This window comes from Aeromonas sp. S11(2024) (assembly GCF_041402345.1).
Lineage (GTDB): Bacteria > Pseudomonadota > Gammaproteobacteria > Enterobacterales > Aeromonadaceae > Aeromonas > Aeromonas veronii.
In genome coordinates this window covers 113516-131672 of the sequence record NZ_JBGLRC010000006.1, presented here as the reverse complement: position 1 = coordinate 131672, position 18157 = coordinate 113516, and the positions used below count along the sequence as shown (strand labels likewise).

General features: G+C 58.9%; 19 protein-coding genes. 6 read left to right on the top strand and 13 right to left on the bottom strand.

All coding sequences use genetic code 11. From position 1 onward, the window contains the following. Positions 1-36: 36 nt before the first annotated feature. Positions 37-1413 (bottom strand): signal recognition particle protein, encoded by a 1377-nt coding sequence (gene ffh, locus ACB040_RS07790; RefSeq protein WP_005357987.1) that lies wholly within the window; start codon positions 1411-1413, stop codon positions 37-39. A 202-nt stretch (positions 1414-1615) separates the two neighbouring features. On the opposite strand from ffh, the gene ACB040_RS07785 reads away from it, so the two are divergent. Both ACB040_RS07785 and ACB040_RS07780 read left to right on the top strand, forming a co-directional pair. Continuing rightward, entirely contained in the window at positions 1616-2404 is a 789-nt protein-coding gene (locus ACB040_RS07785; RefSeq protein ID WP_005340390.1) for an inner membrane protein YpjD, read from the top strand. 42 nt (positions 2405-2446) lie between these two features. Continuing rightward, entirely contained in the window at positions 2447-3727 is a 1281-nt protein-coding gene (locus tag ACB040_RS07780; protein ID WP_139441869.1) for an HlyC/CorC family transporter, read from the top strand. Between the two features lie 40 nt (positions 3728-3767). Here ACB040_RS07780 and ACB040_RS07775 read toward each other — a convergent pair whose 3' ends face one another. Continuing rightward, complete coding sequence (locus ACB040_RS07775) at positions 3768-4238, bottom strand: Rrf2 family transcriptional regulator (RefSeq protein WP_164537731.1); 471 nt, start codon at positions 4236-4238, stop codon at positions 3768-3770. Between the two features lie 111 nt (positions 4239-4349). On the opposite strand from ACB040_RS07775, the gene hmpA reads away from it, so the two are divergent. Next, positions 4350-5543 carry an NO-inducible flavohemoprotein gene (hmpA, locus tag ACB040_RS07770; RefSeq protein WP_338772589.1) on the top strand — a complete coding sequence of 398 codons (1194 nt, stop codon included), beginning with the start codon at positions 4350-4352 and terminating at the stop codon, positions 5541-5543. Between the two features lie 99 nt (positions 5544-5642). Here hmpA and ACB040_RS07765 read toward each other — a convergent pair whose 3' ends face one another. The 6 genes from ACB040_RS07765 to ACB040_RS07740 all read right to left on the bottom strand — a co-directional run bounded on the left by ACB040_RS07765 (position 5643) and on the right by ACB040_RS07740 (position 10602). After that, positions 5643-6227: a flagellar protein MotX gene (locus tag ACB040_RS07765; RefSeq protein WP_338775020.1), complete on the bottom strand. Its 585-nt coding sequence runs from the start codon at positions 6225-6227 to the stop codon at positions 5643-5645. A gap of 395 nt (positions 6228-6622) precedes the next feature. Then, on the bottom strand, positions 6623-7558 hold the full coding sequence (gene mdh, locus ACB040_RS07760) for a malate dehydrogenase (protein WP_005340384.1): 936 nt from the start codon (positions 7556-7558) through the stop codon (positions 6623-6625). 221 nt (positions 7559-7779) lie between these two features. Next, positions 7780-8442 (bottom strand): arginine ABC transporter permease ArtM, encoded by a 663-nt coding sequence (gene artM, locus ACB040_RS07755; RefSeq protein ID WP_005348902.1) that lies wholly within the window; start codon positions 8440-8442, stop codon positions 7780-7782. 3 nt (positions 8443-8445) lie between these two features. Further along, on the bottom strand, positions 8446-9096 hold the full coding sequence (gene artQ / locus ACB040_RS07750; protein ID WP_064338813.1) for an arginine ABC transporter permease ArtQ: 651 nt from the start codon (positions 9094-9096) through the stop codon (positions 8446-8448). Positions 9097-9099: 3 nt separating this feature from the next. Next, positions 9100-9837 carry a transporter substrate-binding domain-containing protein gene (locus ACB040_RS07745; RefSeq protein WP_149153638.1) on the bottom strand — a complete coding sequence of 246 codons (738 nt, stop codon included), beginning with the start codon at positions 9835-9837 and terminating at the stop codon, positions 9100-9102. Positions 9838-9861: 24 nt separating this feature from the next. After that, positions 9862-10602: an ATP-binding cassette domain-containing protein gene (locus ACB040_RS07740; protein ID WP_005357971.1), complete on the bottom strand. Its 741-nt coding sequence runs from the start codon at positions 10600-10602 to the stop codon at positions 9862-9864. A gap of 201 nt (positions 10603-10803) precedes the next feature. Here ACB040_RS07740 and argR point away from each other — a divergent pair, with 201 nt between their 5' ends. After that, positions 10804-11274, top strand: coding sequence for a transcriptional regulator ArgR (argR, locus tag ACB040_RS07735; RefSeq protein WP_005340378.1), 471 nt, complete (start codon positions 10804-10806; stop codon positions 11272-11274). Between the two features lie 90 nt (positions 11275-11364). Here argR and ACB040_RS07730 read toward each other — a convergent pair whose 3' ends face one another. From ACB040_RS07730 to glnK, 5 genes are all read right to left on the bottom strand, one after another. Continuing rightward, positions 11365-12270 carry a Dyp-type peroxidase gene (locus tag ACB040_RS07730; RefSeq protein ID WP_064338814.1) on the bottom strand — a complete coding sequence of 302 codons (906 nt, stop codon included), beginning with the start codon at positions 12268-12270 and terminating at the stop codon, positions 11365-11367. 103 nt (positions 12271-12373) lie between these two features. After that, a complete protein-coding gene (locus ACB040_RS07725; protein WP_371154054.1) occupies positions 12374-13408 on the bottom strand; it encodes an ABC transporter ATP-binding protein in 1035 nt (344 codons plus the stop codon). 82 nt (positions 13409-13490) lie between these two features. After that, positions 13491-15116: an ABC transporter permease gene (locus ACB040_RS07720; protein ID WP_371154052.1), complete on the bottom strand. Its 1626-nt coding sequence runs from the start codon at positions 15114-15116 to the stop codon at positions 13491-13493. A 39-nt stretch (positions 15117-15155) separates the two neighbouring features. Then, positions 15156-16163 carry a Fe(3+) ABC transporter substrate-binding protein gene (locus ACB040_RS07715; protein WP_371154096.1) on the bottom strand — a complete coding sequence of 336 codons (1008 nt, stop codon included), beginning with the start codon at positions 16161-16163 and terminating at the stop codon, positions 15156-15158. A 258-nt stretch (positions 16164-16421) separates the two neighbouring features. Beyond that, positions 16422-16760 (bottom strand): P-II family nitrogen regulator, encoded by a 339-nt coding sequence (glnK, locus tag ACB040_RS07710; protein WP_005341406.1) that lies wholly within the window; start codon positions 16758-16760, stop codon positions 16422-16424. 201 nt (positions 16761-16961) lie between these two features. Between glnK and arfB the strand changes: the two genes are divergently transcribed. Beyond that, positions 16962-17378, top strand: a complete 417-nt coding sequence (gene arfB, locus ACB040_RS07705) for an alternative ribosome rescue aminoacyl-tRNA hydrolase ArfB (protein WP_021230947.1) — start codon at positions 16962-16964, stop codon at positions 17376-17378. Positions 17379-17408: 30 nt separating this feature from the next. Continuing rightward, the gene (locus ACB040_RS07700) at positions 17409-17900 is read left to right on the top strand and encodes a methylated-DNA--[protein]-cysteine S-methyltransferase (RefSeq protein WP_101530185.1); all 492 of its coding nucleotides are present in this window, start codon (positions 17409-17411) and stop codon (positions 17898-17900) included. Positions 17901-18157: the final 257 nt, after the last annotated feature.

The window sequence follows — 18157 nt, the reverse complement described above, 5'->3', positions numbered from 1 at the left end:
CTGCCGCAGCAGACCCCCATCAACACGCAGGCCGGATCAGAACGGGCCGCGACCGCCACCGAAACCGGGGGGCATCATGTTCTTCATCTGGCTCATCATCTTGCGCATGCCGCCTTTACCGGACATTTTCTTCATCATGCGCTGCATCTCGGTGAACTGCTTGAGCAGCTTGTTCACGTCCTGCACCTGCATGCCGGAACCTGCGGCGATACGGCGTTTGCGGGAACCCTTAATGAGATCAGGGTGGGCGCGCTCCTTGGGCGTCATGGAGCTGATGATGGCCTCCATCCGCACGGTGAGCTTGTCATCCATCTGATCTTTCACGTTATCCGGCAGACCGGACATGCCGGGCAGCTTGTCGAGCATCCCCATCATGCCGCCCATGTTGCGCATCTGGGCCAATTGCTCGCGGAAATCTTCCAGATCGAAGCCTTTGCCGCTCTTGACCTTGCTGGCCAGCTTGGCCGCTTTCTCTTTATCGACATTGCGCTCGACCTCTTCGATAAGAGAGAGCACATCGCCCATACCGAGGATGCGGGAGGCGAGGCGATCCGGGTGGAACGGCTCCAGCGCATCGGTTTTTTCGCCCATACCGATAAACTTGACCGGCTTGCCGGTGATGTGACGTACCGACAGAGCAGCACCACCACGGGCGTCGCCATCCGCCTTGGTGAGGATCACACCGGTAAGCGGCAGCGCTTCGTTGAACGCCTTGGCGGTGTTGGCGGCATCCTGACCGGTCATGGCATCCACCACGAACAGGGTCTCGACCGGCTTGATGGTGGCATGCAGATCCTGGATCTCGGCCATCATCTCGCTATCGACGTGCAGACGACCGGCAGTATCGACGATCACCACGTCATAGAATTTCTTGCGCGCCTGATCGATGGCGGCGGTGGCGATGTCGACCGGCTTCTGGCTGGCATCGCTCGGGAAGAAGTCGACACCGATGTCATTGGCCAGGGTTTCCAGCTGTTTGATCGCCGCCGGACGATAGACGTCGGCACTGACTACCAGCACCTTCTTCTTGCTGCGCTCTTTGAGCAGCTTGGCCAGTTTGCCAACTGTGGTGGTCTTACCGGCCCCCTGCAGACCGGCCATCAGGATGATCGCAGGCGGCTGGGCAGCCAGGTTGAGCTGTTCGTTGGCCTCCCCCATTACGGTGACCAGTTCACCGTGCACAATCTTGATGAATGCCTGGCCCGGGCTCAGGGATTTGGCCACTTCCTGCCCGACTGCGCGCTCTTTGACACGCGCGACGAAATCACGCACGACCGGCAGGGCGACATCCGCCTCGAGCAGCGCCATGCGGACTTCGCGCAGGGTTTCCTTGATATTGTCTTCGGTCAGGCGACCACGGCCACTGACATTGCGCAAGGTGCGCGAGAGTCGTTCAGTCAAATTCTCAAACATGACGGATTCCGGTTCTTGGCGTAATAAATTGGGGGCATTATAACCCAGAGCGGGCGCGAGGACGATTATTCACCGCACCGCAGCAGCAGGGACCTTCTCCCTATATATGGGCAGATCGGCCGTTGCACAACTGGCGAGCACTTCTCGTGCAAGGTATACTGCCCCTCTTACCCTCAAAAGCTTGTGCAACAACGACCTGGTTATGATCGTAATCTCTGTTCTGGCCCTGGCGTTTTATCTGCTGGCCATCATCGCCTCCCTGCATCTGTTACTGAGCGCCAAGCCGGTGGGACAGCGCTCCCTGTTTGCCTGTATCGGATTGGCCCTGATCGCCCACGCCAGCGCCCTCGGTTCAGAGGTATTGCAGAGTTACGGCCAGAACCTGAGCATGCTCAACGTTGCCTCGCTGGTCAGCCTCATCATCAGTTGCTTCATGACCTGCGTGACCCGCCGCTTCAACGGCTGGATCCTGCTGCCGGTGGTCTACAGCTTCTCGGCCCTGCTGTTGGCGGCCAGCGCCTTGATCCCGGGTCGCTACATAACCCATCTGGAGGCCCACCCCCAGCTGTTGCTGCACATCGGCCTCGCCCTGATGGCCTACTCGGTATTGATGATCGCCTGTCTATTTGCGCTGCAGCTCGCCTGTCTGGACAAACAGCTTAAATCGAGAAAAATCAGCAACCTGCCAGCCATGCCGCCACTGATGACAGTGGAAAAACGGCTGTTTCAGTTGATCTCTGCAGGGGTGCTGCTACTGACACTTTCCATCGCCTCCGGCCTCTTCTTCCTCGAAGATATGTTCGCCCAGGGCAAGTCTCACAAGGCAGTGCTCTCCATCCTGGCATGGTGTGTCTACGTGTTGCTGCTGTGGGGTCATCACACCTATGGCTGGCGCGGCCGCAAAGTCATCACACTCAGTCTGATCGGCAGCTTCATCCTGACTCTTGCCTACTTTGGCAGTCGCTTCGTCAAAGAAGTGCTGTTGAGCTGACACCTATACTCTTTTAGCCATACCATCCAACAGGAGCCCTTTTTGGACAGCATCTCAACGAGTACATTACTGATTGTTCTCGTTATCTTGATCCTTCTTTCCGCCTTTTTCTCCAGTGCCGAAACCGGCCTGATGTCCATCAACCGCTACAAGCTGCGGCATCTGGCACAGACCAAACACAAAGCCGCACGTCGCGTCGAGCAACTGCTCGCCCGCCCCGATCGCCTGCTGGGGCTGATCCTGATCGGCAACAATCTGGTCAATATCCTCGCCTCCGCCATCGCCACCATCGTCTGTATCCGGCTGTTTGGTGATCTCGGGGTCGCCATCGCCACCTTCGGCCTGACTCTGGTGGTGCTGGTATTCGGTGAAGTGACGCCAAAGACCCTGGCCGCCATGTTTCCTGAGAAGATCGCCTATCCCGCCTCCTGGATCCTCAAGGGGCTGATGGTGCCGCTCTCGCCGCTGGTCTGGCTGATCAACGGCATCACCAGCGGCCTGCTCAAGATGCTGAAGATCAATCCCAACAAGGATGACTCCCTCAACACCGAGGAACTGCGCACCATCGTCAATGAGGCGGGTAACCTGATCCCCCAGCGTCATCAAGAGATGCTGCTGAGCATTCTGGATCTCGACAAGATGCTGGTCGAGGACATCATGGTGCCGCGCAGCGATATCTACGCCATCGACATCAACGATGACTGGAAGAGCATCCAGCGCCAGCTGGCCCACTGCGCTCACACCAAGATCCTGCTCTATCGCGACAATATCGACGACGTTGTCGGATTTTTACACGCTCGCGATGCCCTGAGGCTGGTAGCCAGGGACCAGTTCAACAAATCGAGCCTGTTGCGGGAAGTGGACGAGATCTACTTCATTCCGGAAGGAACGCCGCTCAACGTGCAGCTGGCCAAGTTCCAGCGCAACAAGGAGCGAATTGGCCTGATCGTCGACGAATACGGCGACATTCAGGGGCTAATCACTCTGGACGACATTCTGGAAGAGATCGTCGGCGACTTCACCACCTCCATGACGCCAGCGCCGAGCGACGAGATCCACCCCCAGTCAGATGGTTCTTATCTGGTCGAAGGCTCAGCCAATATTCGTGAGCTGAACAAGGAGATGAACTGGCACCTTCCCATCGACGGCCCGCGCACCCTCAACGGTCTGATCCTCGAATATCTGGAGGAGATCCCCCAGCCCAACATCGGGATCCGGCTGGCCGGTTATCCTATCGAGATCCTCGATGTGGAGAACAACATGGTGAAGATGGCGCGGATCATGCCGGCATCGTACCGGGCGGAGTCGGATCCGCAAGATTGAAAAAGGGCTGCCAATGGCAGCCCTTTTCTATTGCTCATCGTCATTGCTCATCTTCATCATCCGGCTCCAGCACCAGCGTCGGGATCAGCTCGCCGAACACCCGTTGCAGCTCGTCACGGTTGGCTAGCAGGTCTTGCAGCGTATAGCTGTCCATCACCGCCAGAAACGCATCCATCGCCTCTTTCAGCGCACTCTTGAGCAGACAGACAGAGACGATGTGACAAGCGGGCGAGCCGCAGTCAATGCCGTCCAGATTGCCTTCCAGCGCCCTGATCACCTGCCCGATATTGATGCTAGCGGGATCGCAAGCCATGCGAATGCCGCCATTCTTGCCCCGCTGGGATTGCAGATAGCCCAGCTTCACCAGCTGATTGACCACCTTCACCATGTGATTGCGGGAAACGCCATACAGGGCCGATACCTTGGCAACGCTCGACAACTCCCCTTCCGGCAGGGTGGCAAGATAGAGCAGGGCTCTCAATCCGAAATCTGTATAACTGGTTAGTCTCATAAAACCTGATTAGCGCGATGCGAAAAGTGGAGTATTGATTCAAATCAAATAAACATCTAGGATGCCACTTATTAAATGACATTTTATATGTTCAATTAGAACGAGGCCCCTATGCTAGATCAAACCACCGTTGCCGTCATCAAAAGCACTATTCCGCTGCTCGAATCGGCAGGCCCTGCCCTCACCCAGCACTTCTACCAGCGGATGTTCAGCCATAACCCGGAGCTGAAAGATATCTTCAACCTGGCCCACCAACGCAGTGGCGGCCAGCCGCTGGCCCTGTTCAATGCAGTCGCCGCGTATGCAAAAAATATCGACAATCTGGGAGCGCTCGCCGGTGCGGTCGAGCGGATTGCGCACAAACATACCGGATTCCTGATCCAGCCGGAACAATATCACATTGTAGGTAGTCATCTCTTGGCCACGCTCAAAGAATTGGGCGGAAGTGCGGTCACCGACGAGGTGCTGGAGGCATGGGGCAAGGCGTATGGCGTGCTGGCCGACATCTTCATCGGCCGCGAGCAGGAGATCTATCAGGAGAAGGCCAATCAGGATGGCGGCTGGCAAGGTACCCGCACCTTCATCATCAAGGAGAAGCGAGCCGAGAGCGCCCTCATCACCTCCTTCCTGCTGACGCCGGAAGATGGCAAGCCGGTATTGACCTTCAAACCGGGCCAATACCTCAGCGTCAAGCTGGTTCACCCCGAGCTGGAATATCAGGAGATCCGCCAGTACTCCCTCTCCGATGCCCCCAACGGGCAGGACTACCGCATCAGCGTCAAGCGTGAGCCGCTGGGTCAGGTCTCCAACCTGCTGCACGATCACCTGCAGGCGGGTGACAAGATCGAGGTGATGCCCCCTACCGGCGATTTCTACCTGAAAGCCGACAGCCAGACCCCGGTGGTACTGCTCTCAGCCGGTGTCGGCGTGACACCGATGATGAGCATGCTCAACCAGCTGCTGGCGAACGGCCATCAGGCTGATGTCACCTGGTTGCACGCCTGCGAACAGGGCGCTGTACACGCCTTCCGGGAGGATATTCAGCAAAAATCCCGCCAGCATCCCAACTTGCTGAGCCGGACCTGGTATCGGGAACCGGAGGCCAGCGATGTACAGGGTGAAGATTACGACCTGGCCGGCACCATGGATCTGACTGCCGTGAAGGAGCGCATCACGCCAGAGGCCCACTACTACTTCTGTGGCCCCGTCGGCTTCATGCAGGAGATCAAGCGGCAGCTGCTGGCGGCTGGGGTGCCAACGGGGCAGCTCCATTACGAAGTTTTTGGCCCCCACCAAGATCTCTAAGGCGCAGGCAGCCATATAACAGAGGGAGGTTCCGGCCTGTCATGGCACGGCGGCTGGAACCGGACCCACAGGTGCAGATCTGTGGGTCATTTTTTTGGATCAGTGCATCGCCTTGGCGTGGGCCACCACGTTGGCCGGCATCCGGTTGCCAAGACGGTTGAGCAGACTCGCCGCCTTCTGGTGCAGCGCCTTGTCACCTATGACGGAGCCATGGAGCCAGCGATAGGCGTCCTCATAATCGAGCGGACTGCCCATCCCCTGCAACAGCATCTCGACCCACTCGATGCGAGCCCGCAGAAAACCGAGGCTGGCCGCCTCGCGCATCAGAGTTTCGGCTCGCACCAAATCCTTCTGCACCAAAGTTCCTTTCCAGTAGTAGCGACCCAGCTGCTCCAGCGCCGGCGCCAACCCCTGATTGGCCGCCTCCCACATATATTGCACCCCGAGCTCGGCGTTGGACTTGGTACAGACCCCCCACGCCAGCATATCCCCCCAGAGGAATTGATAGGCCGGGATCTTCATCACCGAGGCGCGCGCTTCGATATCCTGAGTCAGCTGACAGCGATCCTGTTTAACCTGAGTGAGGTGGCGCCCCTGCTCAATCCAGTTGAGCAGCTCGTCCTGACGATAGAGCGGCACCGCCTGCAACTCGCCAGCGGCCAGAGGAGCGGGAGGCGCCACCACAGCAGCAGGCTCCGCCGGTTTTGGCAGCGGCGCGGCCCCCTCGCCACTGCTGGCAACGGGTGTGACCGGCTCGGCCGGAAGCAAGACGGGAACGGCCTCAGAGGGCGCTGGCGTAGCTGCAGAGACAGGGGCCGTTGCCACCGCAGCACTGCTTGCGGTCGGTGCCGATGCACTTGCTGCAGGCGCATCGCTCGATACGGCAGCCGATACCGCCTCGGCACCATAGAGGGGCGCGGTGAATGTACCGACAAGAATGAGAAGGGTAAGGGGTTTCATCATAAGGATCTCCTGCTGCACTCTGTTATCGGCACCAAGCCCCATCCCCTTAGCCTGCCGGGCGGATCTCATCAATACAAAAGGGAGCCGAAGCTCCCTTGTTGGCACGGTTGACCCGCTTACTTGACGAAATCGACACCCAGCTGGATATCGGCTTTCAGGGTAGCCAGCATGCCTTCCATCGCTTCCTGCTCGAACGCGCTCAGCTTGCCGTAATCCAGTACGGTTTCGACGCCATTCTTGCCCAGCAGTACCGGCTGTGCGAAGAAGGTGGCGTGCTCGCCGTTGCCTTCCACGTAGGCGCACTCAACAACGTTGGCTTCGCCCTGCAGACCCTTGATGAGGGAGAGACCAAAACGGCAAGCCGCCTGACCCATGGAGAGGGTCGCAGAACCGCCACCGGCTTTGGCTTCCACCACTTCGGTACCGGCATTCTGGATGCGCTTGGTCATGGCTGCCACTTCTTCAGCGGTGAAGGAAGCGCCTTCAATCTGGGAGAGCAGCGGCAGGATGGTGACACCACTGTGACCACCGATCACGTTGACGCGTACCTTGTCGATGTTCAACCCTTTGGCAGCGGCCACGAAGGTCTCGGCGCGGATCACGTCCAGGGTGGTGACACCGAACAGACGACGCTTGTCATAGACACCGGCTTTCTTCAGCACTTCGGCGGCGATAGCCACAGTGGTGTTGACCGGGTTGGTGATGATGCCGATCAGTGCTTTCGGGCAAGTGGCCGCGCACTTCTCGACCAGATTTTTGACGATACCGGCGTTAATGTTGAACAGGTCGGAGCGATCCATCCCCGGCTTGCGTGCCACACCGGCGGAGATCAGCACTACATCGGCCCCAACCAGTGCAGGAGTCGGATCTTCACCGCAGAAGCCCTTGATGGCGACGTCGGTAGGAATATGACTGAGGTCAACGGCCACACCCGGGGTGACCGGGGCGATGTCATACAGGCTCAGCTCGGAGCCAGCCGGCAGACGGTTTTTCAACAGCAGAGCGAGGGCTTGACCGATGCCACCAGCGGCACCCAGAACGGCAACTTTCATGATCAACTCCATGTTTAAGCGTAGGTTTAAGGTTGTTTGTTGTTGTGCGCCCAACCTTAATGGATCCCCCCATAAAAAACAATCTGATAACAGTTGCAGTCACGGGTTCTGTGAGCCACGAAACATGCGGGAGCAAAAATTGGAGGGAAATACAAAAAGTTGGAGGAGAAGCACAGTTTTTCTGCACTTCCCCTTACCATAAAGAGGTAGATCCGAGGGTCTCAGGATTGGAATGCCAGCGCCCGTTTTTCACACCAGCGAAAACCAATTGTTAACAATCCGTTCATCGCCAGATAAAGCCCACCAGCCACCCCGAACACAGCCAGGGTATCGTAGGTCTGGGCGTTCAACCCCTGCGCCAGCCCCATGATGTCCATGATGGTGATGGTACTGGCGAGGGAGCTCCCCTTGAGCACCAGGATCACCTCGTTGGAGTAGGCAGGCACCAGATGACGGGCAGCATGACGCACCTTCATCCACAAGGTCTGGCGGCCGTTAAAGCCAAGCGCACGACACGCCTCTACTTCACCGGCCGGGATGGCATCAAGCGCCCCCTTGAACAACCGGGTGGAATAAGCCGCTGTGTTGAGACCCAGCGCCAGCACGGCGCAGAACCAGGGCTGCTTGAGCAGCGGCCAGAGCGGGCTGGCTTTCAGCCACTCAAACTGGCCCGGCCCGTAGTAAATCAGGAAGATCTGAATGAGCAGCGGCGTACCGGTAAAGAGCAGCACCCACAGCTGCACCAGCTGGGTCGCTACCGGCAGGCGCAACTCCAGCACCCAAGTCATCAGGGCCGCCAGCACAATCCCCAGCAGCAGGCTGAACAGGGTCAGTTCCAGCGTGGTGACCAGACCGCCCAGCAACGTAACGAGATACTCTTGCATCAGTTAGCCTCCGTAGCGGCGGGTGTAGCGGGCAGCCAGCCCGAGGCCATATTCACTCACCAGACTGATGGCCAGATAGATGAGGGCGGCAGCGGCATACCAGGTGAAAGGCTCATAGGTACTGGCCGAGGCCATCTGGGCCTGACGCATCATCTCGTTGACCCCGATAAGCGACACCAGCGCGGTATCTTTCAGCAATACCAGCCACTGGTTGCCGAGGCCCGGCAAGGCATGGCGCCACGCCTGCGGCAACACGATGCGAAAAAAGATGTGCCTCTTGCTCAAACCCAACGCCAGCGCCGCCAGCCGTTGACCTGAAGGCACCGCATTGAGCGCCGCCCGCAGGGTCTGGGTCGCATAGCTGGCGAACAGCAGGGAGAGCGCCAGCACGCCACAGGCAAACGGGCTGAACTCCACATACTCGCCAGTGATGAGGAACAGCACCTGGGTCGAGCCGAAGTAGATGAACAGCACCACCAGCAACTCGGGCAGACCACGGATCAGCGTGGTCAGGGTGGCCACCGGCCACACCAATGCACGCTGCTTGCTGAGCTCGGCGGCACTGAACGCCAGCGCCAATACCATGCCCCCGACCAGTGATGCCAAGGCCAGCCCGAGGGTCATCCAGGCTGCATCCAACAACAGGCTCAACATGGCTTACTGCGCGAAGTATTTGTCGAAGATTTTCTGATAGGTGCCGTTGGCCTTGATCTCGGCCAGCCCCTTGTTCAGCTGGGTCAGCAGCTCCTGATTGCCCTTGGCGACCGCGATGCCAAAGCCGGTACCGAAGTACTTGGCATCCGTCACCGGCGCCCCCACCACCGCATACTCCTTGTGCTGCTTCAGCCAGTCGGCAGCAACGGCGGTATCGGCAAAGACACCGTCGGTACGGCCATTCATCATGTCGAGGAAGGCGCTCTGGTAGCTGGCGTACGGCACGGTCAGCAGACCCTTGCTCACCCAGTTATCAACCAGATAGGACTGGTGAGAGGTACCGTTCTGCACGCCGACTGTCTTGTCGACCATCTCTTCCGGCCCCTTGAAGGCCCCTTTCTTGGCGACGAATACTGCCGAGTTCTCGTAATAGATGTCGGAGAAATCGACCTGAGCGGCCCGTTCAGGGGTTACGTCCATGGCGGCGATGGCGGCATCGTAGCGACGGAATTTGAGGCTGGGGATCAGGCTGTCAAAGGCCTGGTTGTGGAAGCTGCACTCCAGCTTGGCCTGCTCGCAGATGGCGCGCGCCAGATCGATGTCAAAACCCTGAAACTCGTTCTTGTCATCCAGGTATTCGAACGGCGCGTAGGTGGCCTCGGTGGCGAACTTGATCTCTTTGGCCAGTACGGAGGTACTCAACAGGCCCATGGCAGCAACCAACAACAGACTCTTTTTCATGACAGCTTCCTTATCGATTCAATATCAATGCATCAAGAATTCGGCAAACCGGCTGGTTTGCGGGGATTGGAAAATGGCAGCGGTGCCGGATTCGATGATCCGCCCCTTCTCCAGATAAATCACCTGGCTGGCTACCTTGCGGGCAAAGTCGACCTCGTGGGTCACCACCACCTGGGTAATGCCGGTCTGGCTCAGGTTGCGGATGATCTCGGCCACCTCTTTGGTGATCTCGGGATCGAGGGCAGCTGTCGGCTCGTCAAACAGCAGCACTTCCGGGTCCATCATCAGGGTACGGGCAATGGCCACCCGCTGCTGCTGACCGCCAGAGAGACGGGCAGGCCAGGCATCGCGCTTGTCGGCCAGTTGCAGCTGGGCCAGCAGGTAGGCCCCCTTCTCGATGGCGGCCTCCTTGCTCATACCGAGCACCTTGACCGGCGCTTCAATCAGATTCTCCATCACAGTGAGATGTGGCCAGAGATTGTACTGCTGGAACACCATGCCCACCTTGCGACGCAGCAGTTGGGACTGGCGGTTGAATTCGGCAGCAGAGAGGGAGTTCGGGAAAGAAAATTCACTTTCACCAATCCGCAGAACACCCGCATCCGGGGTATCCAGCAGATTCATCATCCGTAGCAGGGAACTCTTGCCAGCACCGCTCGGGCCCAGCAACACCAAGGTTTCACCGGGGGATGTCCGAAAGCTGACCTGTTGCAGAACCGGCACCTTGTGCCAAGACTTCTCGATACCTATTAATTCAATACCCATACAGTCCAATTGAATAAGTTTTCAAAATTTCATCCCGATTCTATCCCTAATAAAGGTTGATGCAAGCCATTTTTGAATCAATATGCAGAACAAGCGCCGCTTCCTTGCAAAAAACGGCATATGAATGCAAAATGGCCCCGCTGTTCGTATCTGCCGCCTGTATCGCACAGGCCGCCACACCTCCTCATTCGTGAGACCAAGATGAAACACAACGACAAGCAAGAAAAACTGGCCAAGGCCTTTAAAGCCTTGCTGAAAGAAGAGCGCTTTGGCTCCCAGGCAGAAATCGTCACCGCCCTGCAAGAGCTGGGCTTCGAGAACATCAACCAGTCCAAGGTATCGCGCATGCTGAGCCGCTTCGGCGCCGTTCGCACTCGCAATGCCAAGATGGAGATGGTCTACTGCCTGCCGGTGGAACTGGGCGTGCCCACCACCTCCAGCCCGCTCAAGAATCTGGTGCTGGACGTCGATCACAACGGCGCACTGGTGGTGATCCACACCAGCCCGGGCGCAGCCCAGCTGATCGCCCGCCTGCTCGACTCCCTCGGCAAGGCAGAGGGGATCCTCGGCACCATCGCCGGTGATGACACCATCTTCATCACCCCGACCAGCGACACCGATATCGAAGAGCTCTACCTCTCCGCTCTCGAGCTGTTCGAACAGACGCCGTAATGGCCGCTACCGCGTCATCGCGGTCACGCCAGAACGAAAAATCCCGGCCAAGGCCGGGATTTTTGTTTTCTGCAGCTTCGTCAGGCGGGCTTATTTGCCCTGCGCCATCAGAAAACCTTCCGATGGTGCGAAGAAAGCCGCGCCAGTCACTGCCTTGGTGAAGCGCAGCAGATGGTCGAAGTGGCTGCCCTCCCCCTTGTACATGCTGGCCAGCATGGCGTTGAAGTGCTGCGGAGTGCGGCAGCAGGAGATGAAGTAGAGCCCCTGCTCGGTCATGGTGCCCCAGGGCATGCTCTGGCGCAGGATCTCCATGGACTCCCCTTTCGGCGTCTTGAGGTTGACCCGCTTGATGTGGGCGGTCAGCGGTTTGGCGGCAGACTCATACTCGATGTTGTCGGGCTTGGTGCGACCGATAATGTCTTCCTGCTCTTTCTGCGCCAGCTTCTCCCAGTCGCTCATGGCGTGGACCCAGCGCTGGACATGAATATAGGAGCCACCGGCAAACTCGCCTTCCGCCAGCAGCGCCACTTCGGCACGGTGTTCATCCTGCGGGTTCTCGGTGCCATCAACGAAACCGGTCAGGTCACGGAAATCCAGGTTGCGGAAACCGCGCACCTCTTCGGCCAGTTCGACCAGTCCGGCCAGCAGCGCCATCACACGGTGACCGGCGTGGTGCAGCACATCCACCCGATCAGCGCGCAGCTGAATAAAGAGATCAAACGGGGTGTTGGGGGCTTCCTGACCGTTGGCGGATTGCGCCATAAAGCTGCGGAACTGGGGCGGACGGGCGGCAGGGTAGAGACCATCCCAGGCATCGGCGCCAACGGCAACCAGACCGCTGAAACCGGCATCGGGGAAATCGGCGGCGACCGCCTGCCACAGGGCGGGCAGTTTGGCCAGACGGCCGACCAGTTCGGCGGCGTCACCAGTGCGATTGAACATCAGATAGAGGGCGTGCAGATTCGGCTCTGCGCAGATCCCGGCTTGGGCTTTCATATATCTCTCCCCTGAGTAGGCGTTAGCGTTACGGGCTATTTGCGTTGCGCGATTATAAACCAGAGTGGATCCAGTTCTTTGATTTCACGACGATATCACGCGTTCAGGGCAAAGGGTCAAACAACACCAACCCATGGGGGGCAACTTTGATCCGTGCCCGCATCCCATCAATGGGCTCGCCAATGCTCGCCTCCAGCTGCAGATCTCCACACTCGAACAGCACCCGGCAGTGGTGGCCGAGGAACTGCTGCTCCACCACCTTGAGCTCGCCATCTGCGGCGCTCTCCAGCAGCAGCTGCTGGGGTCTGAGCATCAGCTGCAACTGCTCGCCCACCGCACGGCCATGAGGCTCGCTGCCACAAATGACCCCGAGCGCCGTCTGCACGCAGTGGCTGTCCACCACCTCGGCAGCCAGATAGTTGACCCCGCCGAGAAACTCCGCCACGAAGCGGTTTTGCGGGCGGCGATAGAGCTGCTCCGGCTGGCCCACCTGCTCGATGTGACCGGCGCGAAACAGCGCCAGCCGATCGGCGAAGGCGAACGCCTCCTCCTTGCTGTGGCTGACGAAGATGGCGCCGATCCCCTGCTGCTTGAGCAGGGCGCGGATCTCGAGGATCAACTTCATCCGCACCTGGGTATCAATGTTGGAGAAGGGCTCATCCAGCAGCATCAGCCGCGGCTTGCACACCAGCGCCCGGGCGATGGCCACCCGCTGCTGCTGACCACCGGAGAGCTGGTGCGGATAACGATCCCCCAGCCCCTGCAGATTGACCAGCGCCAGCGCCTCGTCCACCTGCTGCTGGCGGGCACTGCGGTCGAGTTTGGTCAGCCCGAAACCGACGTTGTCGGCCACCGTCAGGTGGGGAAAGAGGGCGTAATCCTGAAAGATCATGCCGATGTTGCGCGCCTCGGGCGGCACGCTGGCACCCGGCCCGTCGAGCAGGGTATCGCCGAGGCGAATAGAGCCCTCTGCCAACGGCAGCAGCCCGGCGATGGCCTTGAGCAACGTGGTTTTGCCGCAGCCACTGGCTCCCAGCAGGCAGACGATCTCATTGTCTGCCACCGTCAGGGAGAGCTGTTCCAGCACATTGCGGCCGTTGTAACGGCAGCTGACATTTTCAACCTGCAAACAGGACAAGGCTGACTTCCTCTCGTTTCTGGCGGCGCGCTGCCTTTCGGTTCAGCACACCGCATGCAATTTCATTGACCGACGTGGCGACTCAGTGACCCGGACTGTCCAGACTGCGGTTGACCCAGATCAGCGGCAACAGCCCCACCAGCACGATGACGATAGCGCCCAGGGCACCGCGCTCCAGCATCTCGTCCGAGACGAACTGGTAGACGTGGGTCGCCAGGGTATCGAAGTTGAACGGCCGCAGCAGTAGAGCGGCGGGCAGCTCCTTCATGGATTCGATGAATACCAGCATGGCACCGGCAAACAGACCCCGGCGCACCAGCGGCAGATGAACCCGCCACAGCATGCCGCCATCCCCCTGCCCCAGGGAGCGGGCAGCCATGTCGAGACTGGGGGAGATCTTGCCCATGCTGCTCTCCACCGAGCCGATGGCGATAGCCACGAAGCGCACCAGATAACCGAACACGATGGCGGTGATGGTGCCGGTCAGCAGCAAGCCCGGACCCTGACGCCCGAGCCACTCGGCCAGATCATTGATGGCAAAGTCGAGGGCGGTGAGCGGCACCAGCACCCCGATGGCCAGCACGGTACTCGGCATGGCGTAGCCCATGGCGGCGATGCGCAGGGGCAGCAGACTCTTTATCCCGCCATCAAGACGACGGAAGAAGCCGAGCAGCAGGGCGATGCCCATCGCCAGCAGAGCAGTCAGCGCCGAGATGAGCAGACTGTTACCCGCAAAGCGGACAAACTCCGGCGTCCACGACAATTCGAAGTAGCGCACCCCGTAATCGAGCAGGATGACGAACGGCAGAGCGAAACCGGCCAGCACCAGCCCCCAGCACCAGAGACCGGCCAACCAACGGCCAATCCCCTTGAGCGGATAGCGCAGCGGCTGCTCATGGCCCATGGACTTCTGGAACACCTGCTGCCGACTGCGCGAGCGACGCTCCAGCGCGATCAGCAGCACCACAGCCAGCAGCATCAGGCAGGAGAGTTTGGCCGCGGTGGCCAGACTGCCGTAACCGAGCCAGGTGTCGTAGACCGCCGTGGTCAAGGTGTTGATGGCAAAGAAGTGGACGGTGGCGAAATCGGCCAGCGTCTCCATGGCCACCAGCGATACCGCCACCATGATGGCGGGGCGCGCCAGCGGCAGACTGAGGCGACGAAAGCTCTGCCACGGGGTGCAGCCGAGCAGGCGGCTGGAGTGGATCAGGCTGACTGACTGCTCGAGAAAAGAGGCGCGGGTCAGCAGATAGACATAGGGGAACAGCACCAGCGCCAGCACCCAGGCGGCGCCACCAAGGGAGCGAATGGCAGGAAACCAGTAATCGGCCGGACTGTTCCAGTCAAAGAGGGCGCGCAACCCCGCCTGCAACGGGCCCGAGTAGTCGAGCAGGTCGGTATAGACGTAGGCGACGATATAGGAGGGCATCGCCATCGGCAGCATCAAGGCCCACTGCAGGGCACGGCGCCCCGGCACCTGACACATGGCCACCAGCCAGGCGGTGGGCACGCCAAACAACAGGCTGAGCAGCACCACGCCGACCACCAGCCCCAGGGTATTGCCCAAATAATCGAGCAGCACGGTATCGGCGAGGTGGCGAAAGAGATCTCCCTCAGCCGAGAAGGCAGAGAAAAGCAGGGCAATAACCGGTAAACCCAGCAGCAGGGCGATGGCCCAGCTGCCGGTCATCCATCCAAAATTTTTCATGAGACCACAGATGTTGATGGGGCCGTTGGCCCCATCTGATTACAAGTCGAACTTCACCTCATCCAGCAACTGCAAGGCGTCCTTGCGGTGCTTGGCGTAATCGCTGACCGGTAGTGCGTCAGACTTGAAACTGCCCCAGGACTTGACCATGGCGGAAGGCTCGACTCCGGCCTTGACCGGATATTCGGCGTTCACATCCGCATACATGTGCTGGGCGGTATCACCAGCCAGAAACTCCATCAGCTTCTGGGCCTCGGCCTTGTTCTTGGCATACTTGGTCATGGCCACGCCGCTCACGTTGACGTGGGCACCGCGGTCAGCCTGGTTCGGGAAGTTGATATAGACCGCATCCGCCCAGGACTTCTGCGCAGGATCTTTCAACATGGCGCCCAGATAGTAGCTGTTGCCGAGCGACACGTCACAGATACCATCCTTGATCGCCTTGACCTGATCCCGGTCGTTGCCCTGTGGCTTGCGCGCCAGGTTGGCCTTGACCCCTTCCAGCCAGGTTTTGGTCTCGCCCATGCCGTGATGGGCAATCATGGAGGAGACCAGCGCCACATTGTACTCATGCTTGCCGCTACGGGTGCAGATTTTCCCTTTGAATTCCGGTTTGGCCAGATCTTCGTAACTGATGGTCTCGAGCTTACCGAGGCGATCCTTGCTGGAGTAGATGGCGCGAACCCGGGTGGTCAGGGCGAACCAGCGATTCTCCGGATCACGATAGATGGCGGGGATGTTCTCCTGCAGGATCTTGCTGTCCACCGGCTGCACCAACCCCTTGTCCACCAGATCGGTCAGACGGCTGATATCGACGGTCAGCATCAGGTCGGCCGGAGAGAGCTTGCCTTCCCGCTCCAGACGCTCGTTCAACCCCTCTTTGGCGAACACCACGTTCACCTTGATGCCAGATTCCTTCTCGAACTGCTGGATGATGGGCTTGATCAGCTCATCCTGCCGGTTGGAGTAGACATTCACTTCCCCGGCCGCCAATGCCGACTGAGCTGCCAACGCAGAGAAAGCCAGTGCCAACATCTTCATTTTCATCATCCATTCCTTGATTAGCTATACAGAGTGATAACGATTGCCGTTTGCATTCTGCATACATCTTATAAGCGGATCAAGAAAGCTCGCCGTCGCCACATCACATATTTAATCGCCCATAAATGAAAAGGGCCGGATGGAATCCCATTCGGCCTCTTCTGAGCAAAACGTTATGTTGATCAGGCTTCAATAAGCGCTCACTCCATCGGGATTCCCCGAGATCGGGAGGTCAACAGATCTGTACGTCACGGATGCGGTTCATCACAGCGCCTCGTCGTCACTCTCGCCGGTGCGGATGCGCACCGCTTGCAGCAAGTCGTAGACAAAAATCTTGCCGTCGCCGATCTTGCCGGTATAGGCCGCCTTGCAGATCGCCTCGATCACCCCTTCCACGTTATCATCGGCGGTAGCAATCTCCAGCTTCACCTTGGGCAGGAAGTCGACCTGATACTCGGCTCCCCGGTATAATTCGGTGTGTCCCTTCTGGCGGCCAAATCCCTTGACCTCGGACACGGTCAGCCCTTCCACCCCCAGGTTGGCAATAGCCTCGCGGACATCGTCCAACTTGAACGGTTTGATAATCGCACTAATCAGCTTCATCTGGTTGCTCCCAATCCATGGTGTGTCATGAATCGGTTTTCAATTCTTATGCCAAGTATTTTTATTGTTTTATTTCATATAGATAGAGTTTAATGCCGGCGCCATTCGTCAGGCACATCCCCATAACCGGCCAGCACGCCCCATAATGAGGCACCATGCTGCAGCGGTCAGCGGGTATGCACCAAACAAGAGCAAAACAGCATGTTAGTTATCTCCAACAGCGTCACGATCCCCTGGCATGAGCTGCAATTTCAGACCATGCGGGCACAGGGCAACGGTGGACAGCACGTCAACAAGACCGACTCCGCCGTCTGGCTGCGCTTCGATTACCGCAACTCTCCCAGCCTGACGCCCCTCTACAAGGAGGGTCTCGACAAGCTGAGCGACAGCCGGGTACACGACGGCTTTATCCTGATCCGGGTCGAGAGCCATCGCAGCCAGGACATGAACCGCAAGGAGGCGATGAGCCGTCTGGTGGAGTTGCTGAAAAAAGCAGCCTGGCGCCCCAAGGCTCGTCATGCCACCAAGCCGACCCGCAGCTCCCAGCGCAAACGGGTCGATGCCAAAAAGCGCAAGGGGGATATCAAATCCGCCCGCGGCAAACCGGTACTGGACTGAGCCCCCCCAGCCCCCAAAGGATGTCAGCCGATGAGATACAGTTTTTGCGACAGCGCACGCGGCCCCCTGCTGGTCGCCATCGATCAGGATGGCCTGCGCTATGTGGAGTTCGTACAGGGGGAGCAGCCGGTAACTCCGACCGATGAGTGGCTGCGTGATGACCTGACTCTTGCTCCTTTCGTCGAGCAGTTCACCGCCTATTTTGCCGGAAAATTGCAGCAGTTCGATCTGCCCATGGCAGCGAAGGGCACCCCGTTCCAGCAAACGGTGTGGAACGCTTTGTGTGATATCCCCTATGGCGAGACCGTGAGCTATCTCGAGATTGCCCAGGCTATCGGCAATCCCAAGGCAGTGCGAGCAGTAGGCGCTGCCAATGGCCGCAATCCGCTGAGCATCATAGTACCCTGCCATCGGGTGATCGGACGCAGCGGCGAGCTGACCGGCTATGCTGGCGGCATTCCCATCAAGCGCTGGTTGCTGGCACTGGAACAGACAGGCACAACATTCGAGCTGGCCCCATGAGACGATGAGCGCCTTGGAGAGGGCGAGACAATATGGTGACCAGAATGAAAAGGCTTTCAGTCAGTGACCACGCTTTGCTGACAAGATGAACAGAAAATGAAGAATCGCCTCAGAACTACTTCAGATTGAGCTTGGCATGATGGCTCCATACTTGAATGGCACGGCTCATTCGCTGATTCAAGTAGCACCCATGTGACGCTTCCAATCTGTCTTTTTCCCCGCGCCTCCTCTGAGGCGCTTTTTTTGTGCCGACACAA